19 protein-coding genes are annotated in these 23,645 nt (G+C 60.4%); 14 read left to right on the forward strand and 5 right to left on the reverse strand.

The features are described from left to right. Positions 1–73: 73 nt before the first annotated feature. The gene (locus DDIC_RS10300; protein ID WP_136400356.1) at positions 74–3,337 is read left to right on the forward strand and encodes a DEAD/DEAH box helicase; all 3,264 of its coding nucleotides are present in this window, start codon (positions 74–76) and stop codon (positions 3,335–3,337) included. A 262-nt stretch (positions 3,338–3,599) separates the two neighbouring features. On the opposite strand, the gene DDIC_RS10305 is transcribed toward DDIC_RS10300, so the two are convergent. Continuing rightward, on the reverse strand, positions 3,600–6,089 hold the full coding sequence (locus DDIC_RS10305) for a tetratricopeptide repeat protein (protein ID WP_247647453.1): 2,490 nt from the start codon (positions 6,087–6,089) through the stop codon (positions 3,600–3,602). A gap of 333 nt (positions 6,090–6,422) precedes the next feature. Here DDIC_RS10305 and DDIC_RS10310 point away from each other — a divergent pair, with 333 nt between their 5' ends. From DDIC_RS10310 to DDIC_RS10325, 4 genes are all read left to right on the forward strand, one after another. Continuing rightward, positions 6,423–7,049 carry an MBL fold metallo-hydrolase gene (locus DDIC_RS10310; protein ID WP_136400358.1) on the forward strand — a complete coding sequence of 209 codons (627 nt, stop codon included), beginning with the start codon at positions 6,423–6,425 and terminating at the stop codon, positions 7,047–7,049. After that, positions 7,046–7,735 carry a flavodoxin family protein gene (locus DDIC_RS10315; RefSeq protein ID WP_136400359.1) on the forward strand — a complete coding sequence of 230 codons (690 nt, stop codon included), beginning with the start codon at positions 7,046–7,048 and terminating at the stop codon, positions 7,733–7,735. Before DDIC_RS10310 ends, DDIC_RS10315 begins: the two co-directional genes overlap by 4 nt. Positions 7,736–7,744: 9 nt before the next feature. Next, the gene (locus DDIC_RS10320; protein WP_136400360.1) at positions 7,745–8,665 is read left to right on the forward strand and encodes a ComF family protein; all 921 of its coding nucleotides are present in this window, start codon (positions 7,745–7,747) and stop codon (positions 8,663–8,665) included. Positions 8,666–8,783: 118 nt separating this feature from the next. Next, on the forward strand, positions 8,784–9,905 hold the full coding sequence (locus DDIC_RS10325) for a DUF4198 domain-containing protein (RefSeq protein WP_136400361.1): 1,122 nt from the start codon (positions 8,784–8,786) through the stop codon (positions 9,903–9,905). 2,138 nt (positions 9,906–12,043) lie between these two features. On the opposite strand, the gene DDIC_RS10330 is transcribed toward DDIC_RS10325, so the two are convergent. Together DDIC_RS10330 and DDIC_RS10335 are read right to left on the reverse strand one after the other, a co-directional pair. Further along, positions 12,044–13,405 (reverse strand): sigma-54-dependent transcriptional regulator, encoded by a 1,362-nt coding sequence (locus tag DDIC_RS10330; RefSeq protein WP_136400362.1) that lies wholly within the window; start codon positions 13,403–13,405, stop codon positions 12,044–12,046. Positions 13,406–13,483: 78 nt separating this feature from the next. Next, the gene (locus tag DDIC_RS10335; protein WP_136400363.1) at positions 13,484–15,484 is read right to left on the reverse strand and encodes an ATP-binding protein; all 2,001 of its coding nucleotides are present in this window, start codon (positions 15,482–15,484) and stop codon (positions 13,484–13,486) included. A 299-nt stretch (positions 15,485–15,783) separates the two neighbouring features. On the opposite strand from DDIC_RS10335, the gene DDIC_RS10340 reads away from it, so the two are divergent. Genes DDIC_RS10340 through DDIC_RS10350 form a run of 3 tightly spaced genes read left to right on the forward strand, consistent with a single transcriptional unit; the run spans position 15,784 to position 16,845 of the window. Further along, the gene (locus DDIC_RS10340; RefSeq protein WP_136400364.1) at positions 15,784–16,008 is read left to right on the forward strand and encodes an SHOCT domain-containing protein; all 225 of its coding nucleotides are present in this window, start codon (positions 15,784–15,786) and stop codon (positions 16,006–16,008) included. A gap of 39 nt (positions 16,009–16,047) precedes the next feature. Further along, positions 16,048–16,239 carry a hypothetical protein gene (locus tag DDIC_RS10345; RefSeq protein WP_136400365.1) on the forward strand — a complete coding sequence of 64 codons (192 nt, stop codon included), beginning with the start codon at positions 16,048–16,050 and terminating at the stop codon, positions 16,237–16,239. Positions 16,240–16,272: 33 nt separating this feature from the next. After that, positions 16,273–16,845, forward strand: coding sequence for a periplasmic heavy metal sensor (locus tag DDIC_RS10350; protein ID WP_136400366.1), 573 nt, complete (start codon positions 16,273–16,275; stop codon positions 16,843–16,845). A 204-nt stretch (positions 16,846–17,049) separates the two neighbouring features. Here DDIC_RS10350 and DDIC_RS10355 read toward each other — a convergent pair whose 3' ends face one another. Next, on the reverse strand, positions 17,050–17,565 hold the full coding sequence (locus DDIC_RS10355) for a hypothetical protein (protein ID WP_136400367.1): 516 nt from the start codon (positions 17,563–17,565) through the stop codon (positions 17,050–17,052). 298 nt (positions 17,566–17,863) lie between these two features. Between DDIC_RS10355 and DDIC_RS10360 the strand changes: the two genes are divergently transcribed. From DDIC_RS10360 to DDIC_RS10375, 4 genes are all read left to right on the forward strand, one after another. Then, entirely contained in the window at positions 17,864–18,316 is a 453-nt protein-coding gene (locus DDIC_RS10360) for a universal stress protein (RefSeq protein ID WP_136400368.1), read from the forward strand. 186 nt (positions 18,317–18,502) lie between these two features. Further along, entirely contained in the window at positions 18,503–19,645 is a 1,143-nt protein-coding gene (gene hisC, locus DDIC_RS10365; RefSeq protein WP_136400369.1) for a histidinol-phosphate transaminase, read from the forward strand. Beyond that, positions 19,642–20,337, forward strand: coding sequence for a (d)CMP kinase (cmk, locus tag DDIC_RS10370; protein WP_136400370.1), 696 nt, complete (start codon positions 19,642–19,644; stop codon positions 20,335–20,337). Before hisC ends, cmk begins: the two co-directional genes overlap by 4 nt. Positions 20,338–20,646: 309 nt before the next feature. Continuing rightward, positions 20,647–21,210 carry a tetratricopeptide repeat protein gene (locus DDIC_RS10375; protein ID WP_136400371.1) on the forward strand — a complete coding sequence of 188 codons (564 nt, stop codon included), beginning with the start codon at positions 20,647–20,649 and terminating at the stop codon, positions 21,208–21,210. A 246-nt stretch (positions 21,211–21,456) separates the two neighbouring features. Here DDIC_RS10375 and DDIC_RS10380 read toward each other — a convergent pair whose 3' ends face one another. After that, the gene (locus DDIC_RS10380) at positions 21,457–22,287 is read right to left on the reverse strand and encodes a hypothetical protein (protein ID WP_136400372.1); all 831 of its coding nucleotides are present in this window, start codon (positions 22,285–22,287) and stop codon (positions 21,457–21,459) included. Positions 22,288–22,482: 195 nt separating this feature from the next. On the opposite strand from DDIC_RS10380, the gene DDIC_RS10385 reads away from it, so the two are divergent. Together DDIC_RS10385 and DDIC_RS10390 are read left to right on the forward strand one after the other, a co-directional pair. Then, the gene (locus tag DDIC_RS10385) at positions 22,483–22,830 is read left to right on the forward strand and encodes a DMT family protein (protein ID WP_136400373.1); all 348 of its coding nucleotides are present in this window, start codon (positions 22,483–22,485) and stop codon (positions 22,828–22,830) included. A 7-nt stretch (positions 22,831–22,837) separates the two neighbouring features. After that, the gene (locus tag DDIC_RS10390; RefSeq protein WP_136400374.1) at positions 22,838–23,620 is read left to right on the forward strand and encodes a sulfite exporter TauE/SafE family protein; all 783 of its coding nucleotides are present in this window, start codon (positions 22,838–22,840) and stop codon (positions 23,618–23,620) included. Positions 23,621–23,645 lie beyond the last annotated feature (25 nt).

A 23,645-nucleotide genomic window follows, 5' to 3' on the forward strand; every position in this document is an offset into this window, starting at 1 on the left:
TGTCGCAAACATCATAACGTCTCTCCGTTTCTGGAATTTTCCAGAAATTTCTGCGGAGTATTTTGGGGAACCCATGAGTCGATCTGAACAGAGCGTCGTCCGCGAAATGTGCCAAGCCTTTCTGCACGATAGCGTGCCGGAATACATTCGTGACGCCGCCTACTATATCCTGTCCGAAGGTGAGGTGCAAAAAATAAATATTCAGGAGGGCGAAACCTGGGATGTGCAGGGCGTCATACAGGGCGACGATCTGCAGGTCTTTACGCCGAGCCTGAGCCTTACCATTACCGACCGCAGCACCCACCATCAGTGCAACTGCTCTGACGCGTTCACCGGCATTTGCCGCCATGTGGCCGCTCTGGCATTACGCCTTGTGGAAGAACTGCGCAAGGAACAGGGCGACCCGGAAGAAACCCCGCCCCCCAGCACCGACTGGAAGCAAAGCTTCCGCAACTTTTTTTCCACCGATATGGAGCCGGAGCCGGGCCGCCATTACCTCATCTTTCGCTTTGAACCGGAACAGGGCCGCCTGCTGGTTTCCTTTTTCCGTGGTCGGCAAAACAAATCCGGGCTCTCCAGCGTACACAACGAGGTAACGCTGGACCAGATCATCCAAAACCCCGAATGGTGCGAATTTTCACCACAACTGCCGCATGTTGCCCGGCAGATCGGCCAGCACCTCGACTATTACGGGCATCGGGTTGAAATTCCGCAGGGGCTGACCTCGTGGTTTTTCTGGTCTGTGCGCAAAGAATATTACCTGCTGTGGAAAGACACGGACAAACCCTGCCGCATCGAGAGCACGCCCTTTGCCCTCAAGCTCAAGCCCATACTTGACGACGCGGGCTTTCGCTTTGAGGTGCTGCTCAAACGCGAGGGCCGCCCGCCCCTGCCCATACGCGCGGGGCGCACCAACCCCGGCGACCGCAACCAGCCCGAAAGCACCTCGCCCGAGGACGCGCCCATCACCTTTCATGGGCAAATGCCGCTGTGGGTCTGCTATCAGCACAATTTTTACCCGGTGCAGACGGGTCTGTATCCCTCGCTGGTGCGCAACCTCATTTACGAGCGCCCGGTTGTGCCGCACGAAGAAATTTCCGAATTTCTCGACCGCGTGTGGACGCGCCTGCCCGCCTCAGAGCTGTACGAGCCGCAGCAGTTCCTCAAGCTCATGGAGCCGGTTTTTCAGCCTGCCACGTATAATCCCAAGCTCTTCCTCGACGAGGAGGGCAGCCTGCTGACGCTGGAAATCGACAACATTTACGAGACGCGCCACGGCGAATTTACACTCAACGGCCCAAACCCCGACTTCCAGACCGGCAGCTACGCCTTTGAGGGTCAGACCTACCTGGTGCGCCGCCATCAGGACGAAGAAGCCCATCTGATGAACGAGTTGAGCGGCATGGACTTTCAGGCCCGCTCAAGCAAACTGTGGTTTCTCGAGCCGGAAGAAGCCATTGCCTTTTTGCTCGATTCGTACCCCAAGCTCATCGAAAACTACCGCGTCTACGGCGAAAAGGCCCTCTCCCGCTACAAGGTGCGCACGGCCTCTTCCAGCATCACGGCGGAGGTCGTCAGCAACGAGAAGGAAAAGTGGTTTTCGCTCGACATCAATGTGGAGTACGAAGGCCAGAGCCTGCCCCTGGAAAAAATATGGAAGGCCTGGACGCGCGGCAAGCGCTACGTGCAGCTGAAAGACGGCTCGTACACCAGCCTGCCCGAGGCATGGCTCGAAAAACTTTCGCACAAGCTTACGGCTCTGGGTCTCGACCCCTCAAAGCCCCCCCAGCAAAAATTCAAGCAGTTCGAGGCCCCGGTGCTCGACAGCCTGCTGGAAGACCTGCCCGGCGCGGCCACAGACTCCTTCTGGAACAACCTGCGCGAAAAAATCCGCTCGTTCCGCGAGGTTCAGCCCATTGCGCCGCCCAAGGGCCTCAACGCCAACCTGCGCAGCTACCAGGTACAGGGCCTCTCGTACCTCAACTTTCTCTCCGAGTACGGGTTTGGCGGCATACTCGCCGACGAAATGGGCCTTGGCAAGACAGTGCAGACGCTGGCCTTTATCCAGCATATGATTGACGTGCACCATGATGGCCCCAACCTCATCGTGGTGCCCACTTCGGTGCTGCCCAACTGGGAGCGCGAAGCGGAAAAGTTTGTGCCCGGCCTCAGGCGGCTGACCATTTACGGCACGCGCCGCGAGGGCATGTTCAAGCACATTTCAAACTCGGACCTTATCATCACCACATACGCGCTGCTGCGGCGCGACCTGGAAGAGATGGAAAAGTACGAGTTCAACACCGTCATCCTTGACGAAGCCCAAAACATCAAAAACCCCAATACCATCACGGCGCGCGCCGTGCGCCGCATCAACGCCCGCATGCGCCTGTGCCTGTCGGGCACGCCCATCGAGAACAACCTCTTTGAGCTGTGGTCGCTGTTCGAGTTTCTCATGCCGGGCTTTCTGGGTTCGCAGCACGCCTTCCAGCGGGGCATCGTCAAACCCATCAAGGACGGCGATGCGGAAACCCTCGACTACTTGCGCACCCGCGTGCGGCCCTTTATCTTGCGGCGTACCAAGGCCGAGGTGGCCAAGGATCTGCCGCCCAAGGTGGAGAGCGTCACCTGCTGCGCGCTCGAAGACGCCCAGGCAGAGCTGTACGCCGCTCTGGCGCGCAAGCTGCGTGCCCAGGTGCTGGCCGATGTGGACCAAAAGGGCCTTGCAAAAAGCCAGATGTCCATTCTCGACGCCCTGCTCAAGCTGCGCCAGATCTGCTGCCACCCGCGCCTGCTCAAGCTCGACATGCCCGGCTTTTCCAACAACCTGCCGTCGGGCAAGTTCGACGCCTTCAAAGACATGATTATGGAAATCGTGGAAGGCGGGCACAAGGTGCTGGTATTCTCGCAGTTTGTGCAGATGCTGCAGATCATCAAGCAGTGGCTGGAATTTTCGCAGGTTCCCTTCTGCTATCTCGACGGTGCGAGCAAAGACCGCTTCGATCAGGTGGACCGCTTCAACAACACCCCGGAAATTCCCATCTTCCTTATTTCGCTCAAGGCGGGCGGCACGGGCCTCAACCTCACCTCGGCGGACTACGTTATCCACTATGACCCGTGGTGGAACCCCGCTGTGGAAAGTCAGGCCACCGACCGTACCCACCGCATCGGCCAGACCCGGCAGGTTTTTTCGTACAAGCTCATCTGCCAGAATACGGTGGAAGAAAAGATACTCAAGCTGCAGGAAGCAAAACGCGGCGTGGCCGAGGCCATTATTCCCGGTCAGGACACCTGGAAGTCGCTCACCCGCGAAGATCTGGAAATGCTCTTCGAAGTGTAGCCTCCAGCACAGCCATACGACACAAAAAAGCAAGGCCTCTGGCGACAGGGGCCTTGCTTGCGTCTGAAAAGCAATGGACTTATGGCGTAAGGACGCCCTAAAGGCGGGAGCGGACAAAGGGCTGCACTGACGCAACTGCGGGGAGCACGCCAGTTCAGGCAAAATTTTCTGACAGGCCTGGAACAAAAATAAACAATCGGGGGCTGGCGCGGCGGGCCCTTTGCAGGCTCCGCCACCGCAAAAATCTTCCAACCAGCGGAAGTTACGAGAGCACGGCCTTGGCCTCGGCCACCCGCGCCTCCTCCTCCCGTCCCAGTTTGCGCAGGGCGCGGGCAAGAGCCTGCCAGGCTTCGGGCCTGTCGTGCAGGCCGACGCTCTTGCGGGCCAGCAGCTCGGCCATGGCGGGGTCTTCGTTGCTGTCCAGATAGATATTGGCCAGCAGCAGCATGGAGGCGGCGTCCTGAGGATTGCGAACCAGGGCCTCATGCAGCAGTTCGCGGGCCTCGCCGCCCTTGCGCTGGCGCACGGCAACACGCGCAAGATGCCTGCGGGCAAGGCTTGGCCCGCTGGGGCGGGCATCCTCAAGCGTTGCGGCTTTTTCGTAAAAACGGCGTGCTTCGGCCCGTCTGCCGCCCTGCTCGCACAGCTGCCCCAAACGGATGTGCGCAAACAGATGCTCGGGCGAAATTTTGACGCACTGCCGGTAATACTGCGCCGCAGCCCGTTTTTCACCCAGCCCCTGACAGACGGTGCCCAGGTTGTAGTAAATCTGCTCGGCCAGCGCGGTATCCGGCCCTCGGCGACGGGCTTCCATAAAGTGCCGCCGGGCCTCGTGCTGCCGCCCAAGGGCCGCCATGCACACGCCAAGCGAATTCCAGGCCATGGCGTTGTCCTCGTCGGCCAACAGCGCAAGCTTGTACTCCTCGACAGCGCCAAACACGTCGCCCAAACTGTAGCGCCGGTCGGCGCTGATGTTAAGCGCCAGCGAGTTGCACACCCCCACCTTGGGTTCGGGCAGCAGCAAGGCGTATTCCAGCGCCTTCAGGGCGCAGTCGGGCATTTCACCCCGGCTGAACTGCAAAAAAGGATACCCGGCCAACCCGGCAGCGGCCAGCGTGCCTTGCCCGGTCAGTGCCCCGCATACCTCCTCATACAGGGGCACAAGGGCCTGCGCCTCCACATCGGGATGAAAAAACACCAGGCTGTTGCTGCCGTAGCGCCCGGCCAGCGGCGAGGCTACGGCGGCGCAGTCGGTCTGCGCCCCCTGCGCTTTTTCCAGCGCCGCACGCCAAACGCTCAGGGCCGTGTCCACAAGGCCCTGCCGGTTTGCGTTTTCCGCAACCATATCCTGCGGCGCGGGCGCGGCCTGCGTCCCTTCTATATCGGCAGTTTCGGCGCTGCCCGGCTCAAGCCGCAGCAGGCACAGGGCAAAACGGCTGCGCCGTTCCGCCTCCTGGGCAAACCGGTTCAAAAAATCGCCGTGGCCGCACAGGCCGCCCGCGCATTCCGGCCGAGGCCCGGCCTGCGCCAACGCGCCGCCCTCGCCCCTGCCGCGCACGGCAGCAGCCGCAGCTCCCGCGATGGGCCCGAGAGCGCCAGTCAGGTCGTGCTCGTCAAGGTCCGGGCTCAGCACAGGGGTCTCGCCAAGCAGGGTAAGCCTGTCGCCCACCTCCGGCTGACAGGTTATATCCACGAGATGCATCACTTCGGCCACAGAATCCGTATCACGGGTGTGCAACAGCACAAGCTCGCCCTTGTAGCGCGGCGAGCTGCCGTCGCCCCTGCCCCAAAGGGCAAAACGCATCCCCTCGCGCGCCTTGGCCTGCCGCCCGATACTGAGGCGCAAGCGCCCCAGCGGCAAGGATTCCAGCACCATGCCGCCCTCCTGCAATATGCGGGCAAAGGGCATGATGCGGCTTTCGACGGCGTCCGCGCCGTCAGCCTCCTGCCCGGCCACATCCGCCGCAAGCCTCGCGCGGTCCATGCACAGCCGGGCCTGATCGTACATGGCCAGATGCAGCTCTGTGCCGCGCATATCTTGCGGATACAGCGCATGACCGGCGCACAGGCGCGGCCTCACGGCCTTTTGCACCACCGGGTACGGCATGCGCACGGCTTCCATGCGCGAGAGCGCGGCCCGCGCCAGCTTGTGGCAGGCCCCACGCCCGCTGGCCGGAAACAGCAGAGCCATCTCCCAGCGACCCACGCGGGCGGCCAGCACGTCAGAGGGCAGGGCCTCGCGACAGGCATCGGCCAGAGATCTGAAATACTTTTCCGCAAAGGCGTGCCCGCCGCGCCGAACCACCGACTGCCCATTGGACAGCCGCAACAGCACAAGCCCCATGCACAGCCAGTGCAGAGGCGCGGGGCCGCTTTCTTCCGCGCCGGGCTCCTCCAGATAAGCCCGCAGGCGCTCGGCGGCGTTTTCCATATGGGCAAAAAGCGCCTGTTCCGTGGCAAGCCCCGTAACCGCATCAGTGCGCATGGCCTTGGCCCGGGCCAGATTTTCCAGCCCCAAAGCCAGAATGGCGGGCAAAAACGGCAACAGGGGCCTTGCCTCGCGTGCCTTGACCCCGTGCAGCATAAACACGCCCAGCTGGCTGTCGTTGCGACGCAGCGGCAGCAGCAGCCGCCGCTCGCGCGTCAGAAGCTGCGGCTCTTCGGGCGCGCGACTGGTGGGAAAGTACAGGGCATGCCCCGAAAAAGACAGAAACGAAGACAGTTGTTCGCACAACAGACCTTCCATTTCCATGAGGTCTTCACGCGCAAGATCGAGTTGCGGACAGTTGTTTTGCATCGTTAAAGTGTAGTGTGGCTGGCGCTGCTTGTCTAGAAAATTTCAAGACACAGGGCGTCCGCGCGCGCTCTCCAAATCCGCAACACGGGCTGCTTCCCCTGGCCGCTTGATTTTGCCCCCCTGTCCGGCTATCGCTCTTGTGGAACAGCAAAAAGGTTGTCGCCGCAGTGCGGCAGACCTGTAACCCTCTTGCCTGAAAAATTCATCCACGATAGCATACCCAAAGTCGAAATCCATGCGAACAATCACAGATTGAGCGCATAATATCGACCAACCAAAGGAATTTTTATGCCCGTTGCGACTTTTCCCCTCGGCCCATTGCAGACCAACAGCTACCTCATCCACAGCGGCAAGCAGGCTGTTGCCGTTGACGTGGGCGGCGATCCGGCCCCCATGCTCGAATATCTGAGCACGCACGGTTTGACGCTGGCTGCCATCTGCATCACCCACCGCCATTTTGACCATGTGTACGGCGTGGCCGAGCTGCGCGAGGCAACAGACGCGCCCGTTTTTATCAGCACAGACGACGACTGTCTTGCGGGGACGGAATCCGCGCAGGGCGGCCTGTGGGGTTTTCCTTCCGTTACGCCCTACCCGGCGCAGCCCATGCCCGCAGGCAAGACCTCGTTTGGCGGTATGGAATGTGAAGTGCTGGCCACACCCGGGCATACGCCGGGGGGTGTCTCTCTGTATTTTGCCGATGAAAACCTTGTTTTTAGCGGCGATGCGCTGTTTTACCGCTCCATTGGCCGCACGGATTTTCCCGGCGGCGATCACGAGGGCCTGCTGCGTTCAGTGACGCAAGTGCTTTTCAAGCTGCCGGACGACACGGTTGTCTATCCCGGTCACGGGCCCTCCACCACCATTGGCGATGAGAAAAAAAGCAATCCTTTTTGTGGTGAATTCACGCTATGAACAACATCCTGGTGCTACAGTGCAGCCCCCATGCGGGCGGAGTTTCTGATGCCGTTGCTGACCTTTTTGCCGCCGGCATGGCAGAAGCGGGCGCCGACCTGCGCACTGCAGCACTTCGAGATTATGCCTTTTCGCCCTGTACGGGCTGCGGCGGCTGCGCCAGGCCGCCGCACAATTGCATTCTGGCCAGGCGACCCCTTCCCGGTCTCGGCGGCGGATGCGCGCCCATGGATCAGGCGGAAGAAGTCTTTCAGATGATCAGCGAGGCGCAGATGATCATGATTTCTTCCCCCATCTATTTTTATTTTTTGCCCGCGCACTTCAAGGCGCTTATCGACAGAACGCAGCGCTTCTGGGCGCAGCAGGGCGGCGAAGACCGCGTTGCCCTGCCGCTCTCGCGCACCAAACCCGTGCTTGTGGCCATGACTGCCGGGCGGCGGCGTGGCAACCTGCTGTTTTCCGGCTCGCTGCTTTCGCTCAAGTATTTTCTGGCGCCGCTTGGGGCGGGCATACGCGAAACCCGCCTGCTGCGCGGGCTTGAATCGCTCAAAGACCTGCACGAGCGCCCCGCAGTGATGGCTGCCTTGCACGCCTGGGGGCACGACTGGGGTCACAGGCTGGCTACGGAGCAGTCCCCCATTTATGAACTGCCGCAGGCTCTGCCCCCCGATATGGGCAAGCCCTGAGCGCGCCGCATGCCGTCTCGCAGTACGCCGCTGCAGCACCGCCGTACCGGTTTTTTTGGCCAGCGGCCCCTGGGGTTGGCCGCCTCGCTGGCGGCATGGCTGGCCCGCTGGCAAAACCTGCTTGGCCTCGCGCAAAACCGCTGCGTGCACTGTCTGCGCCCCTTTTCTGCCCCTGACGCCGCGCTGTACGAGTCCGCAGCTGCTCCTGCATCTGTTTATGCGCCCATGTCCGCTCCCGCTGCCGAAACGCGGCTCTGTCCCGACTGCCTTACCCTGCTCGCCCCATACGTCGGCCCCCACTGCCCCCGTTGCGGCCTGCCGCCTGCCAACCCGCATGAGGGCAATGTGGTCTGCGGCGCCTGTTTGCAAAATCCTCCGCCGTGGAGCGGCATCGCTTTTCACGGGCTATACAGGGGCGCCCTGCGCCATACCCTGCTGCGACTCAAATTTGACGGGCATTTGTACCTTGCACCGCTGTTGGGCGGGTTTCTTCTTGATGCCGTCGGCTGCCTGCCGCGCCCTGATGTGATAATCGCCGTGCCGCAGCACCCTGAACATCTGCGCCGCAGGGGGTATAATCAGGCGCACGAGCTGGCCAAGGCGCTGCACGGTCTTTCGGGTGTGCCGCTGGGCACGCGGATGCTTGCCCGGCCCGTGCCCGGCAAAGAACAGGAACAGCTCAACGCCATGGCACGGCGGAGCAACGTGCAGCACAGTTTTGCCGCCGAGCCCGCCGTCAACGGGCTGCGCGTGTGGCTGGTGGACGACGTCTTGACCACGGGCAGCACCATGGCCGCTGCGGCGCGGGCCCTGCTTGCAGGCGGCGCTGCGCGGGTGGATGCTGTTTTTGCAGCACGAACGCCTCTCAACAGCGCCCCGCAACCGACGGATGTGCAATCCACTCCGCCATGTCGCACAAGCACCACATGACAAGCTCATGCTCTTGAGCTATACACAGGGCACATACACCAGCGCCTGCACCCTTTTTGCGTGCAAACCGTGTTTACCCGCCGCATACGCGGGCATGCGGGCGCAGCCAGGAGTTTCCATGCCCAGCGCACACTGTTCCTGTCATCGGGGTTTTTTAAAGCACAGAACTGCCGCCGTTGCGGCACTATGGGCTTTTTTTGCCTGCCTGGTCTTTACCGCCAGCGCGCAGGCGCAGGTAACCCTGCTTGTCCCCAGCCAGCCGAGCGTTGAAGCTCCCTCACCCCGTCCAAAGCAGGATGTCCCTGCCAAGCGTGAAGACAAAAAGGACGAAAAACGCCCGCAGGAGGCCAAGGCCGCCACGGGCAAGGCTGACCAGCCCGCCGACTCCAGCGCAAAGCAGCCGGAGCAGCCTGCTGCGGCGGACAGCAAGCCCGCGCCCAACAGCGACGCAAGCCCGGCTGAAGCCCCTGCCAAGCCGGAACAGACCCAAGCCGCAGCACCTGCTGCAGCCTCCGCACCCGCTGAAGCCCAGATCAATGAAGAACTGGACGTGCTCATAACCATGATGCGCCCCTTTCAGTATGAAGGGCTGGTCATGGATATGCCGCAGATGTTTGCAGTACTGCGATACGACAGCGCCACGCCCATCAAGGACGGTGTTGCGCAGCCCGAACGGCGCGACCTGCTGGGGGACCTGGAAGAAATACGCTACCTCAACCAGAAGGCCTGGGGAGCCAATGTGGCTCTGACCAAACCCGGACTTTACCAGTTTATCATCGAAGGACGCCCCTGGTGGGATGCTGCGCACGGACGTTTTTTGCAGCACTATGTCAAAACCACGCTTCCGGTTTACGGCGTTGAACGCGGCTGGAGCCTGCCTGTGGGCCAGCGCTTTGAAATTGTTCCGCTTGCACGCCCGTTTGGGCTCACTGCACCCGCCATGTTTTCGGGCGTGGTGCTTATGGACGGCAAGCCGCTGCCCGCCGCCTCTGTGCGCATGGCGCGCATAAATACCGAAAAACGCTCCGTGCCGACCTCATGGCATGAGGATATCGCGGCCCGCACCAACAACAAGGGCGAATTTGCCTTTGTGCTCAACCAGCCCGGCTGGTGGTGCTGCATGGCCAGCATACCCGGCGACCCGCTTAAAGGCCCCGACGGCCAGCCCAAGCCCCTGCAGCTTGGGGCGCTGTTCTGGCTGTACGTGGACAGCCCCGCGAGCGAAACCCGCAAGCGTTAGGTCGCCCCTGCCTTCGCAAATTTCCCCGGTTGCACCGCTGCAGCCGGGGTTTTTGTTTTTTTGCGCCTATGCAGCGAGCCGTTATTTGAGTTTGCTGCCCTGCGGGCACGCTATATCGCCCTCCGGCGAAGTTGGGGACGCCTGCTGGGCGAGCTGTTTTCGCCTGCGCGGCGGTCGTTATTTGAGTTTTCTGCCCTGCGGGCACGCTATTTCGCCCTCCGGCGAAGTTTGGGACGCCTGCGCGGCGGGCTGTTTTCGCCTGCGCGGCGGTCGTTATTTGAGTTTTCTGCCCTGCGGGCACGCTATATCGCCCTCCGGCGAAGTTGGGGACGCCTGCTGGGCGAGCTGTTTTCGCCTGCGCGGCGGTCGTTATTTGAGTTTTCTGCCCTGCGGGCACAGGGTTTCGCCCTCCGGCGAAGTTTGGGACGCCTGCGCGGCGCACGGCAAGGCGGGGCCGGTTATGGGGCTGCGCCCCCTGCGCGGCCCCCCTTGCATCCCCCCCGAACCACCCCCCTTGAGGTTTTCAATTACCATAGCTTGACGAGGGCACGCGTCCTGTGCTGCGGGAGCTTCCTTCCCTCGCTTTGCTCGCTCAGGCGATCTCCCTCCGCGACGCGTAAATGCCAGAGTACGCTTTCACTTCGAATCAGATTCCGCTTCAGCCGAATACCGTTGATCGGTTTGATTACTGCAAGTGAACTTTGTACCCGCTCCTGCAGAAACTATTTCAACTACATGATAAATTTCACTAAAAATACAAAATCAGTGTAACTAAGCGTCACGGTTACGGCAATTCAGCGCTCCGTTCAGCCACGATCAAAGGGCTTACCCTCCCCCCGCCGCCGCTGACTTCTTACATGCTTTTGCCTTTCTTGCTTTCTTGCCTTTTCTACCTCACCCACCATGCCGTCCAACGTACCGATCGTTCACTTGTCTTTTCCGTCTCGCCCGCCATCAAAAGCAGGTCGTGGCGTCGCCTTCCTTAAACTCGCTGAAGCGAAGCGGAGGCGATGGCTGGTGTTGGGCTATTTGCAAAATACGTATTTTCCCGGCCTGACAAGGAAACGTCGCGTTTTTGAGCGCAGCGTACTCGTGTACGTGAGCATCAAAAACGCGACGTTGACGCCGTCAGGACGAAAAAGACGGGTTTGCGTAAATCAGCCCGACGGGCTCACCCACCCCCGCCGCCGCCAAGCTCTTACATGCTTTTGCCTCTTGCTCTCTTGCCTTTTCTACTTCGCCCACTCCGTCAGCCCCGGCTGCATTATGCCTTTGCGACATCCTTGGTCGCAGCAGCCAGAATCAGGCGGATAGCGTATGCGTCAAAAATTCTTTCACCATCAAAAGCAGGTCGTCGAGCCGCCTTCCTTAAACTCGCTGAAGCGAAGCGGAAGCGATGGCTGGTGTTGGGCTATTTGCAAAATACGTATTTTCCCGGCCTGACAAGGAAACGTCGCGTTTTTGAGCGCAGCGTACTCGTGTACGTGAGCATCAAAAACGCGACGTTGACGCCGTCAGGGCGAAAAAGACGGGTTTGCGTAAATCAGCCCGACGGGCTCACCCACCCCGCCGCCGCTAACCTCTTACATGCTTTTGCCTCTTGCTCTCTTGACTTTTCTACTTCGCCCACTCCGTCAGCCCCGGCTGCATTTTGCCTTTGCGACATCCTTCATCGCGGCAGCCAGAATCAGGCGGATAGCCACCGCGTCAGACCATCCTTTCACCATCAAAAGCAGGTCGTCGAGCCGCCTTCCTTAAACTCGCTGAAGCGAAGCGGAAGCGATGGCTGGTGTTGGGCTATTTGCAAAATACGTATTTTCCCGGCCTGACAAGGAAACGTCGCGTTTTTGAGCGCAGCGTACTCGTGTACGTGAGCATCAAAAATGCGACGTTGACGCCGTCAGGGCGAAAAAGACGGGTTTGCGTAAATCAGCCCGACGGGCTCACCCACCCCCGCCGCCGCTAACCTCTTACATTCTTTTGCCTTTCTTGCTTTCTTGCCTTTTCTACCTCACCCATCCCAGCCAGCCCCGGCTGCATTTTGCCTTTGCTGACATCCTTGATCGCAGCAGCCAGAATCAGGCAGATAGCGTATGCGTCAGAAAATTCGTCTGCGATCAAATCACCGCAATCGCGCGCTACTTTCCCTCGCCCAGCTTGGCCAGCAGCGTCTTGCGATTGATCCCCAGCCTGCGGGCGGCCTCGCTCTTGTTGCCGCCCACCTGGGCCAGCGTGTCGGCCACCGCCATGCGCTCGATTTCTTCAAGCGTCATATTGGCAAAATCCACCCGCGCTGCCGCCGCGCTCTCTGCCTCCTGACCAACGATAGTGGGCGGTAGTTCACGCTCGCTGATATAATCCCCCACCAGCAAAACCACAGCCCGTTCGACGGCATTTTCCAGCTCGCGCACATTGCCCGGCCACGAATGCTTCAGCAGACGATCCATGGCGGCAGGCGTAAATCCCTTGACCGCCTTGCCGTTGCGCTCGGCAAACTGCTTCAAAAAGTGCATGGCCAGCAGGGGAATGTCCTCCCCACGCTCACGCAGAGGCGGCAGTTGCAGGGCAACCACATTGAGCCGGTAGAAGAGGTCCTGCCTAAACCGGCCCTCCTCCACCTCGCGGGCTAGATCCTTGTTGGTGGCCGCCAGAATGCGCACATCCACCCGCACGGTCTGGTCGCCGCCCACGCGCTGCAGCTCGCGCTCCTGAATGACGCGCAGCAGTTTGACCTGCATGGACAAGGGGATTTCGCCTATTTCGTCCAGAAATATCGTACCTTTGTCCGCCGCCAAAAAGCGCCCCTCGCGGCGTTTTTCCGCCCCGGTAAACGCACCCTTTTCGTGCCCGAACAGCTCCGACTCCAGCAGGGTTTCGGTAAGGGCCGCGCAGTTTACCGCCACATACGGGCCGGAGCGCCTGTTGCTGTTGGCGTGGATGAGCCTGGCCACAACCTCCTTGCCGGTGCCAGATTCACCAGTGATGAGCACCGTGGCCTCCGAGGGCGCGATGGCCGAGACAAGCTCGAGCATCTGCCGCATGGCCGGGCTTTGCCCGATGACGTTGCGGGCGTCCATGCCCTGCGCCAGCTCGTGCCGCAGGGTGCGCACCTCGTGCCGCAGGCTGGCGTGGTCAAGCGCCCGCTCAATGGCAAGCTTGAGGGCGTCAAAAGCCAGGGGCTTGGTAAGGTAATCGTACGCCCCGGCCTTGAGCGCCTCAACCGCGCTCGAAACGTCCGAATAGGCCGTCATGATAAGGATGGGAATGGCGGGATTGTACGCCTTGACGGCGCGCGTGGCCTCAATGCCGCTCATGCCGCCCATGCGCACATCCATGAGGATAAGGTCAAAGGGGCGCTGGCGGCACAGCTCCAGCGCCTCCTCGCCGCTGGCGGCTCCGGTAGGGGTGTAGCCCCACTCTTCAAGCAGGGCTCGCAGCATTTCGCGGTGGTTGCGGTCGTCGTCCACGACCAGCAGATGTATGGCTGTATGTGCGGTCATTATTCTGTCCTTGGGCAAACATCGGGGCGGGTTGGCGCACCAAAAATTTCGAGGCTATGGGGCAGGCGTGCCATCCGCCTACACAGGCAGGGTCAGCGTAAACTCCGCCCCGTGCCCCGGCGCGTTGCCGACGCTGACGCGCCCGCCGTGCCCCTCGGCAATCTGGTAGACAATGGCGAGGCCCAGCCCGGTTCCCGACGGTTTGGTGGTAAAATAGGGCGTGAAGATGGAGGCCTGAATCTCTGCCGGTATACCCGGCCCGGTGTCAGCCACGGTGAGGCTAAAAAAACCGTCCGGCAGCAGACGCGCCGTTACCCGCAGCGTGCCGCCATTATCCATGGCCTGCACCGCGTTGAGAAAAAGATTCAGCAGGGCCTGGGTCAGCCTTTCCGGGCTGATTTTGACCTTGGGGAACCCCGGCTCCAGCTCCAGCGCCACGGCAACGCCCTTGGCCTTGATGTCGGCCTCGGCAAGGCGCAGCGCCCGGCTGATAATCTCGCCCAGATCGGCCTGAACGGTTTCAAACGAGCCGGGGCGGGCAAAGTCCAGCAGCTCGGAAACCACGCGGTCGAGGCGCTCCACCTCGTCAATCATGCGCTGAGCGGCTTCTTGCTCACGCCCCCCAAGCGGCATGCGACGGGCAATATACAGGGCAACCCCCTTGATGGTGCTCAAAGGATTGCGGATTTCGTGGGCCACGCCAGCCGCCAGATGCCCCAAAGCGGCAAGGCGGTCATTGCGCTGGGCGTCGGCCTGAAGCCGCTTCATTTCCGTAACATCACGCAGCACAAACACATTACCCAAAAAAACGCCGTCTTCATTGCGTATGGCCGCTCCGCCAAGGTTGACGGTCAGCGGTTTTGCCCCGGCAACGGCCAGCGCCGTCTCCTGCTCCAAGATGCGCGCGCCGTGGGACATCTTGTCTGTCAGTGAATCCCATGGCAGACCCGGCAGGCTTGCCAGAGGGCTTGCCTGCTTGTGGGCATGGGAGCTGCCCTGCTGGCCGTTTTGCGGGCCGGAGTTCTCCGCGGGCAATATCTCGTGGCGTTTTTTGCCAAACATGCCAAGCGCCGCATCGTTGATCATGGCGATGCGGCCTGCGGGATCGCTGATCACAAGCCCCAGAGGCAGGCTGGCCACAACCTCGGCCGCCATGGCCTGCTGATCGCGCAAAATACGCTGCCAGCGCCGGTTGTTGTGCACCCAGAACAGTGAAACAAAACCGGCCAGACCAAGTGCTGCCGCCAGCGCGGCCGAAAGCAGGTTATTGCGGGCGTCCTGCGCCAAAGCGTCCTCAAAAGGGCGCGCGTCAAAGCCGACCAGCGCAACACCCACCACCTGACGCGGTGCTTCTGGGCCTGGTCGCCCGCCAAAACCGCCCATGGGCGGCGGCGGAGCGTCGCCAAATGCGTCCCTGGGGTCGGGCGCTCCAAAACCGTCAGCTGCGCCAGGGCGGCCATCCGGCCCGGCAAGCCCGTCCGCCCCAAGCATCCCCATCATGCCGCCCATCATGCCCATGCCGTGGGATCCGTGCCCCCCGCCCATATGCTGCCCGTGCGCACGACTCAACGGAGCAAATGCACGAAATACTTCAAATACTTCCTTGCCGTCCTTGTTGCGCACCCGCCACATGGGTCTGTCCCCAACGTCGGCCAGAGGGGGAACATCCTGAGCCTGAACCCGCATGGACGTTGCCGCCAGATCGCGCCCCGCATCGCCGGGCTGACCGGGGGGCAGGGGGCTGTCGCCGCTCTGCGCCAGAACAGCGCCGCTGGTGTCGGTCACGGCCATATACAAAATGCCGGGCTGGCGGGCGGTTTCGGTCAGCAGAGGGCGCATGCCCAGCACCGCGCCGGGGCTGAGACGCAGCCCGGTGCGGGTTCCGGCCTCCAGCGCCCAGATGAGCGCTTCGGCCCTGTCGATGAGATTATGGACCATAAAAGCCCGTTCACGCTGGTTGCTGCGCACGGAAATACCCGCCAGCGTAAGCCCCAGAATAAGGGCCGCGCCCAGCAGCATCCAGGGCGAAAGCCCCATGCGCGACAGACTGCGTGATAAAGACAGGCGGAAAGATTTCATGACTGGTTCCTCTACGGCGCAGCATTAAATTATGTATTTTTTACCCACCGCGCAAGCCCCCTGGTAAAATTTGGACACTATCCAGCGCAGGTGAGTAAAAAACGGGCAGTGCTCAAACTCATGCCCCCAAGCTCCACAGTCACATAAAAAAATACATCTTATATTTAAGCATGTTAAGAAGCACAGCAACAGTTGGCACGTCCTTTGCTCATACAACAGCAAATGGCGCTAAAAACGCAGCAACCATCAGCAGGCATTAATTACAACTGACGGCGCAACGTCAAATAGAGGAAACTGATATGTACGGCTGCGATATAGGAAGCGTAATGGGATGGGGAAACGGCATGACGCACCTTATGTTCATGATTCTGATCGTTTCTCTTGCAGCTGTTTTTATCAGCAGGATCATACCACAAAAGAAGAATAACATGGACTCAGCAGATTCTCTGTCCATTCTAAAAAAGCGGCTTGCTTCGGGCGAAATATCGCTTGAAGAATACGAAAAACTGAAAAACGCCATCTAAGCCGCAATGCGCTCAACCGCTAAAAAAGCAGGAACAGGTATGAGCACTTTCAAACTGACCCTTATTCTTGCCGCGCTTGCCTTTGCCCTGGCGCTGGCTGTGACAGCCTCAGAGGCAAGCGAGGCCGCAACGCAACCAGAATCACCATGGTGCGGCAACGGGCAAAACGGCGCGCACGGCTACGGATCAAACTGCCAAGGCCCGGCGACAGCAACGTCCTGGCGCAATTAACCAAATCATCTCAAGCAAAAAGGATACACTACCATGAAGACCTCCAAAATCGTTACCTCCGGCGCGGCCCTTACCCTTGCTATCTTTCTTGGCATTGCGGGTGTTGCTTCTGCCCAGAACGGAGACGGGCACGGCCCCGCAGGCATGGGCCCCGGAACGGGCTACGGCATGGGGCACGGCGGCATGGGTTACGGCATGGGCCTGACCAATGAGCAGCAAACCGCCATGCAGCAGCTACACCAGAACTTTGCGGAAAAAATGCAACCCACCCTGCAGCAGCATTTTGCCAAGATGGCCGAGCTGAATAACCTTGCCGCTGCTGACGCAAAGCCTGACGACGCCCGAGTCAAGGCAGCCCAGAAGGATCTGCGCGAAATCGACGCCAAGCTGTACGCAGCCCGCGCCGATATGCTCAAGCAGATGTCTGACAAGGGTATTCCATTTATGGCCGGGCACGGCATGGGCCGGGGCATGGGACGGGGTATGGGCCATGGCATGGGTCACGGCATGATGGGTAACGGCATGATGGGCAACGGCGACTGCCCCGGCCTGGCAGGCAACGCCGCCGACAATGCCGTGCCGTCTTCCACCACCGGCAACAAGTAAGCGCAGCAGTTTACCATGGCGCGGCCAACTGCCAGGCTATGCGCCATTACCACACGCTCCCTCGCAGTCTGGCGGCTGCGGGGGAGTGCGCCGTAGTTAGCCCATATACAAAAAACCGCCCGCTTTCGAAAAAGCAGACGGCTTTGCATCGGTCAAAATCCGCCGCGAAACCCTGATTTCACGGCGGATCTTCTGTCAAGACGGCTATGAGTTGTAGTCGCCCCTGTTAAACTTGAATTTTTCCGTCGCGGTCATCACGTCAAGCTCGTTGACCAGTGAATCAAGACCGGTATTCTGACCGCGCACGGCGGCCGTATTGGTCTTGAGTGCGGAAACCTGCCCGTCTATGCCCTGCAAAAGAGAATAGGCTTCGCGCAAAGATCCATCCTGCCCCGACGAGCCCAGGGCGTTAACGTACGAATCCCACATATCCAGCGTGCCAGAGGCCTGAGAAAAGGCGCTCTGGATGACATCGTCATCCATATCGGCCGGTTCTGCCTGGGTAGTGCCCAGCAGCATCTGGCTGATCATCGAAGCCTGCGAGGTCTGGCCCGCTGCAGCAGTGGAAAACGTGGAAGATGCGACGGCATTGTCAAGGCCCAACTGCTCGGTCAAAGCAGCCTCAAAGCCCCCCGCCTGCGTCTTTTGCGGGCGTGTGGAGCCTGAGGACTGGCTTTGCTGCCGTAACAGCGCCTCAAGTTGGTCGTTGGTAACTTTCATGTCGCCTCCAGGGTTGGCGTACTGCCGTTGCGAAAAAGATGCAAAAACCTTGCCACAACCGCACCACACCATAACAGGCTGATTTTGCACAGTCCCGCGAGGCGCGCGGGAAAAATTTTCCCTGCCCCTTTGCGGCGTTAGGTGAAATGTCTTGTCTATTGTGCTGAAAAAAACTACCATTAATGTTAGGTGAAGGCAAAGGATAAGGCTGCAACACCAAAATCATACCCCTCTGGTAGCCCCCCATTCTGCCCGCCCGCCAATCAATCTGCCGTATAGAGGGGAACAGGAGTTTGCCATGAAGGAAATCAAGAAGATTCTTTGCGCGGTAGACCTTTCCGAACACAGCAAGGAAGTTGCCGAGTATGCGGTGCTTCTTGCCAAGGGCCTCAGCGCCAGCGTGCTTGTAGTGTACACCGCCCCTTCGCTGAGTCAGTACGTTGGCTTTCATGTGCCGCCCAACACCATTGAAAACTTCGTAGGCGAAATCGTCACCGGCGCCGAAAAGTCCATGGAATCCTTTGTCGCCGAAAATTTTGTGGGCGTCGAAGCCAAGGGACAGGTGCTCATCGGTTACGCCGCTGAAGAAATCCTCAACCGCGCCAGAGAAGAAAAGGCCGACCTTATCGTTATGGGCACCCATGGACGCAAGGGAATCGACCGTATTCTCTTCGGTTCTGTTGCGGAAAAGGTTGTCAAAAACGCCGACATGCCTGTGCTGACGGTGCGCCCCACCGAACCTGCGGAATAGCAGCCCCCCGGCCAGATAGCGTCTGCCGTAGAGCAACCATCTGTTTTTTAAAATCTTTTCAGCCAACAAGCCGTTGCACCGTAGCGGCTTGTTGGCTGAAACATATTAGGGTAAACAACCAAGCCATCTTGCGCCGACGCGCTGCCCTGAAGCTTCGCCCTGCCGGGCGATACTGGTGGAGTAATCATGTCCGAGATCAGTGTGCGCCAGGAAATTACGGCCCTCAAGGCCTATGTTCCGGGCCTTTCCATTGCCGAAATCCAGGAAAAGTACAACTTGCCCCAGGTCATCAAGATGGCCAGCAATGAAAACCCTCTTGGCATGCCGCCTCTGGCTCAGGAAGCCGTAGTGCGCCACGCCTCGGGGGCTTTCCGCTATCCGCAGGGGGGCAATCCCCGGGTGGCGAGGGCATTGGGCAAGCGACACGGCGTGGACGAACGCCGCCTGGTCATAGGCAACGGCTCGGATGAAATCATCGACCTGCTTATACGCATACTGGCCATACCGGGCACGCACAATATCGTGTGCTTCAATCCCTGTTTCAGCATTTATCCCATACAGGGGCGCATCTGCGGGGTGGAGATCAGGCGACAGCCGCTTGAAAAAGACTTTTCATTCAACTTTGCCGCCCTGCTCGACCTGGTGGACGAAAACACGCGCATTGTTTTTGTGACCACGCCCGACAACCCGTCCGGCTACTGCCCGCCCCGCGAACAAGTGATCGGGCTTGCCCACGACCTGGCCCGGAAGGCCCCCGACTGCCTGCTGGTGGTGGACGAGGCATATATGGATTTTGCCGACGACGAAAAGGCGACATCCATGCTCGCGGGCGGCATCATGCCCAGCAACACGGCCTTTATGCGCACGTTTTCCAAAAGCTTTGGCCTGGCGGGCATGCGTGTGGGGTACGGCATTTTGCCCGACCACCTGGCGGATTTTGTCTGGAGGGCGCGCTTGCCTTTTTCTGTCAATATTCTGGCAGAAGAAGCCGCACTGGCCGCGCTGAACGACAAGGCATTTTACGACGCCACGCAAGAGGCGGTACGCAGCGGCCGCAAGCAGCTGTACACGGGTTTGACCGCTCTGGGCTGCAAGGTATGGCCCAGCCAGGCAAACTTTTTGATGTTCGGCATGCCCGAAGGCGCGCCCTCTGCGGCGGAATGCTTTGAAACCCTGCTTGCGCGGGGCATCATCATCCGTCCGCTCAAAAGCTACGGTCTGCCTGATCTGCTGCGCGTGAGCATTGGCAATCAGCAGGAAAACCTCGCGTTTCTCGCGGCCATGGCCGACGTGACGGCCCGTCGCACGCCCGAAGGGGCTAAGGCATGAGCGCAAGGCTTTCTGTGGTCACTCTGGACGGCCCGGCCGGCGTTGGCAAAACCACCCTGGCACGGCGCGTGGCTGAAGGGCTGGGCATTTCCTACCTTGATACCGGCGCAATGTTTCGCTGCATGGCGCTCAAGCTGGGGGCAGGGGCGGAAACGCTGCCGGAGGATGACCTGCGCACCCGTTGCGCCCAGTGGAAGTTCACCCTCTCGGGCCTTGGCCAGCAATCCACCCTGTTTTGCAACGGCGAGGCCGTGCGGGGCGAGGTGCGCACCGAGGCCGTAGGCATGCTGGCGGCCCGCATCGCCACAGTGCCTGTGGTACGCGAAATGCTGCGCGCCACACAGCGGGCCATCGGCGAGCGCTCGCCCCTGGTGGCCGAGGGGCGCGACATGGGCACCGTGGTTTTTCCCGACGCGCGCTTCAAGTTTTTTTTGGACGCCGCCCCCGAGGTACGCGCCATGCGCCGCCTGCACGACCTTGAATCACGCGGACAAAACGCCGACCTTGCAACCCTTACCGAGCAGATACGCCAACGCGACGCGCTGGACCGCAACCGCGCCGTCGCCCCGTTGCGCCCTGCGCAGGACGCACTGAAGGTTGACACCTCGCAGCTTGATATCGAAGGGGTGCTGGGCGTCATACTGCACCACATCAATGTGCACGGCGGCACGCAAAGCCTGCGTACAGCCTGAGTACAGCCTGAGTATTTTTGCCGCATCGCCTATGGGGCCGGGCCGTTTGACGGTCCGGCCCTGTTTTGTTGCGGCAATAATTGCCCGCCCCGGAAAATCCTGCCTCCCAGGCAGCTCCCCCACGCCAAGGCTTTGGCGCTCAAAGCCGCACGCCAGCCCTTGCGGCAAGCCCACTGGCGCACAATTGGCAAATCACCCAGCTGAATTTATTGCACTCTTTTATCATTGGCATGTTCAGTGCATATAATCTGGCAAGTCAGTGGGCATACAGCGCACGACGACAAACCAGCCTCAGTTGGGGAGGATACGATGAGCAATCAACTGGATTACGAAATCAATAAGGAATTGGGCGAGTGCTACCTTTTCATGGGTGATTTTGACAAGGCCGAGGAATACTACCGCAAGGCTGCGAGCAGCAACTCGCAGAGCGCGGCTCCCTTCCTGGGACTGGCCACTGTGGCCGTGCAGCGCTCCGACCTTGACAAAGCCCTGGTGCTCTACCAGAAGGCCGCCGCCGTTGAAGAAACCGACAAGGCCCTGTGCGGCATCGGCCTTGTGTACATGGAACAGGGCGAGCATCAGCTGGCTTTTGACCACTTTGCCCTCGCTCTGAAAAAATCCAGCGAAAACATCGTGGCGCTCAACTGCCTGGTGCGCGAATCTTACCAGCTTGGCTGCGTCGAAAACGCCCTGCCCTATCTGGAAGACACCCTGAAATCCGGCGTTGAAGCCGAGGCCGTCCGCGTCACCCTGGCTGGCTGCCTCATCTACCTGGGCCGCGCCGAAGAAGCCCGGCAGCATCTGGAAGCGGTGCTTGGCGCCAACCCCGCCAACATTAACGCCAAGGAACTTTTTGACACCATGGCTGCCTAGGATTGGCCCGACCAGTCCACAGCCAGTACATACTCCCCTCCCCACATGATTTTCCGGCCCCTGGCGGGTGTCGGGGGCCGGAAAATCATTCTCTGAGGGAAGCCGCTCGAGCCGCTGCCGCCCAGGCTTCGCCACTGGCGAACCAGGCCTGGCGGCACGGAGCGACCGGAAAAAACCCCTGAAGTGATTCAGGGGTTTTTGTCGTCAGGCAGTCTGGCAGCGTACCGTGCGGCAGCGCGGCGGCAGCTAAAGCCTGTCGCGTATCTCGTCGTAACTTTCGCGCAGCTTCATGACCTGTGGTTCGCCGAGGGCCTGCGCCCCGTTGCGGGCGACTGCGCACAAAAACAACAGGGCTTCCTCCGCATCGGACATGCTGTTGCAAACGATGTCGTAATATTCCGTTTTGTTGGAAGGATCTACTTTTTTGGCGATTTCTGCCGCCTGACGAAATGTCTTGATAAAGACTTCGCAGCGTTCGTGCCGGAACACGCGCCGGGCAAATACCTGCAGCAGGGGCGTCTCTGCGGGCGTACCCGCCAGCAGGCCCTCCACCTCGCGCACCAGCGCCGCCCCGACCTCTGCGCTGCGGGCATTCAACGCGACGGCGTCGCACAGGCATTCGCGCACCACAAGGCGCACGTCGGCTACGCTGAAGCGATGCTCGCGCGACTTTTTAAATTCGTCCATCAGCAGCAAGAACATGCGTTCGCGGTGGTACAGCTGCGCGGCCTTTTTCTGCTTTTGCAGTTCCTTGCGCTGCTCGCGCATTTCGTCGCTCTGCATCTTTATGGACACGATAATGCCCGCAAAGGCCAGACCAGAGAACAGCGTGTTCAGCACCCCGAACGAGTCGCCAAACGTGCCCGACTTGCTGTAATCCTCCACCGACATATAGAGCACAAGGGCGGAGGCCGCCCAGATAATCGTCACCAGCACCGCTGCTTTCAGAAACAGCGGCCAGGTTACCCTGTCGGGGGTAGCTTCGGCAGGGTTTGCATGCGCGTGCGCCGACCCCGCCCCCGCAACCGGCCGGTGTACGTTTTCCGCATCCTTGGCGTGGGGTGTGCGTGCCGCCATATGGTAATCCTCCATGGGTGATGCGCGGCGAACAACCCGCCGCAGCTGCAACATAGCCTTAAGCCGCAGGCCGCGCAAACAGCCGTGGCCGGGGATGTTGACGCGCCTGCTGGCAGCGGATAAGTGAATACGCTCACTGTTCAACTTTTTCCGGCCTGTCAAGTACCGATCTTACGACCGCTCCACGGATTTTTCATGCAGATACCTGTACCTGTAAGCACTGTGGGCTTGCTGTTCTGCTCCAACCTGTTCATGACTTTTGCATGGTATGGACACCTGCGCTACAGAAGCGCCGCCCTGCCGCTGGTGATCCTCACAAGCTGGGCCATTGCCTTTTTTGAATACGTTTTGCAGGTCCCTGCCAACAGGATCGGCTACGGCTACTTTTCGGCGGCGGAGCTGAAAACCATTCAGGAAGTCATTTCGCTCACTGTCTTTATGGGCTTTTCCGCCTTTTGGCTGCACGAGCCCCTGCGCTGGAACCACCTGGTAGGCTTTGCGCTTATCGTGCTTGCGGCGTGGGTTATCTTTAAGGAATGGTAACAGAACAGTGCTCGATTTTAGTCTGCTCACCTACCTCGTAGGCATAACCGCCGCTTTTGCCGGGGGATTTATCGATTCCATAGCGGGGGGCGGCGGTCTTATCACCATGCCCGCCCTGCTGCTCAGCGGCGTGCCGCCGCACCAGTCGCTTGGCATCAACAAGGTCAGCGCCTGCCTTGGCACCTGCGTGGCCCTTGGCAACTTTGCCCGCAGCAAGCTTGTGCTGTGGCGCGTTGCCATGGCGGGCATCGCCTTTTCGCTGATAGGATCGTGGGCGGGCTCGCGCCTGGCCCTGCTGCTTGACGCGGCGGTGCTCGGCAAGGTGCTGGTGGCCCTGCTGCCCATTGGCATGTGCGCCACACTGCTGCCCAAAAAGGAACGCAAGCAGGTTCCCCTGACGCATTCCGGCCCCCGGTTCTGGATTCCCGTGGCCTTTGTGTGTCTTGTGATGGGCGGTTATGACGGTTTTTTTGGCCCCGGCACGGGCAGTTTTCTTATTCTTGCCTTCCACTGGATATTGCGCATGGGGCTCATGGAGGCTTCCGCCACCTCAAAGGTGCTCAACCTTGCCTCAAATTTTGCCGGAGCTGTTGTTTTTATTATGAACGGCGTTGTGGTGTGGAGCCTGGCTCTGCCCATGGCCGCGGCTTGCTGCCTGGGCAACTGGATGGGCAGCCGCATGGCCATCCGTGTGGGGCCTGCAGCCGTGCGCCGTTTTTTGACCGTTTCGCTCAGTCTGTTGCTGCTCACCCTGGTGTGGCAGTATTTTCTTGCCCCGGCCCTGCGCTAAGGCGACAAGGCTGCAGGCTGGCAAG

It is taken from the genome of Desulfovibrio desulfuricans, assembly GCF_004801255.1.
In the GTDB taxonomy this organism is placed as follows: Bacteria; Desulfobacterota; Desulfovibrionia; order Desulfovibrionales; family Desulfovibrionaceae; genus Desulfovibrio; species Desulfovibrio desulfuricans_C.

What these genes read in the sequence shown, in the direction of transcription:
- DDIC_RS10300 (WP_136400356.1), top strand. Translation starts at nt 74, where the DNA reads ATGAGTCGATCTGAACAGAGCGTCGTCCGCGAAATGTGCCAAGCCTTT.
- DDIC_RS10375 (WP_136400371.1), top strand. Translation starts at nt 20,647, where the DNA reads ATGAGCAATCAACTGGATTACGAAATCAATAAGGAATTGGGCGAGTGC.
- DDIC_RS10315 (WP_136400359.1), top strand. Translation starts at nt 7,046, where the DNA reads ATGAACAACATCCTGGTGCTACAGTGCAGCCCCCATGCGGGCGGAGTT.
- DDIC_RS10350 (WP_136400366.1), top strand. Translation starts at nt 16,273, where the DNA reads ATGAAGACCTCCAAAATCGTTACCTCCGGCGCGGCCCTTACCCTTGCT.
- DDIC_RS10360 (WP_136400368.1), top strand. Translation starts at nt 17,864, where the DNA reads ATGAAGGAAATCAAGAAGATTCTTTGCGCGGTAGACCTTTCCGAACAC.
- DDIC_RS10355 (WP_136400367.1), bottom strand. Translation starts at nt 17,565, where the DNA reads ATGAAAGTTACCAACGACCAACTTGAGGCGCTGTTACGGCAGCAAAGC.
- DDIC_RS10325 (WP_136400361.1), top strand. Translation starts at nt 8,784, where the DNA reads ATGCCCAGCGCACACTGTTCCTGTCATCGGGGTTTTTTAAAGCACAGA.
- DDIC_RS10385 (WP_136400373.1), top strand. Translation starts at nt 22,483, where the DNA reads ATGCAGATACCTGTACCTGTAAGCACTGTGGGCTTGCTGTTCTGCTCC.
- cmk (WP_136400370.1), top strand. Translation starts at nt 19,642, where the DNA reads ATGAGCGCAAGGCTTTCTGTGGTCACTCTGGACGGCCCGGCCGGCGTT.
- hisC (WP_136400369.1), top strand. Translation starts at nt 18,503, where the DNA reads ATGTCCGAGATCAGTGTGCGCCAGGAAATTACGGCCCTCAAGGCCTAT.
- DDIC_RS10380 (WP_136400372.1), bottom strand. Translation starts at nt 22,287, where the DNA reads ATGGCGGCACGCACACCCCACGCCAAGGATGCGGAAAACGTACACCGG.
- DDIC_RS10345 (WP_136400365.1), top strand. Translation starts at nt 16,048, where the DNA reads ATGAGCACTTTCAAACTGACCCTTATTCTTGCCGCGCTTGCCTTTGCC.
- DDIC_RS10335 (WP_136400363.1), bottom strand. Translation starts at nt 15,484, where the DNA reads ATGAAATCTTTCCGCCTGTCTTTATCACGCAGTCTGTCGCGCATGGGG.
- DDIC_RS10320 (WP_136400360.1), top strand. Translation starts at nt 7,745, where the DNA reads ATGCCGTCTCGCAGTACGCCGCTGCAGCACCGCCGTACCGGTTTTTTT.
- DDIC_RS10310 (WP_136400358.1), top strand. Translation starts at nt 6,423, where the DNA reads ATGCCCGTTGCGACTTTTCCCCTCGGCCCATTGCAGACCAACAGCTAC.
- DDIC_RS10305 (WP_247647453.1), bottom strand. Translation starts at nt 6,089, where the DNA reads ATGGAAATGGAAGGTCTGTTGTGCGAACAACTGTCTTCGTTTCTGTCT.
- DDIC_RS10330 (WP_136400362.1), bottom strand. Translation starts at nt 13,405, where the DNA reads ATGACCGCACATACAGCCATACATCTGCTGGTCGTGGACGACGACCGC.
- DDIC_RS10340 (WP_136400364.1), top strand. Translation starts at nt 15,784, where the DNA reads ATGTACGGCTGCGATATAGGAAGCGTAATGGGATGGGGAAACGGCATG.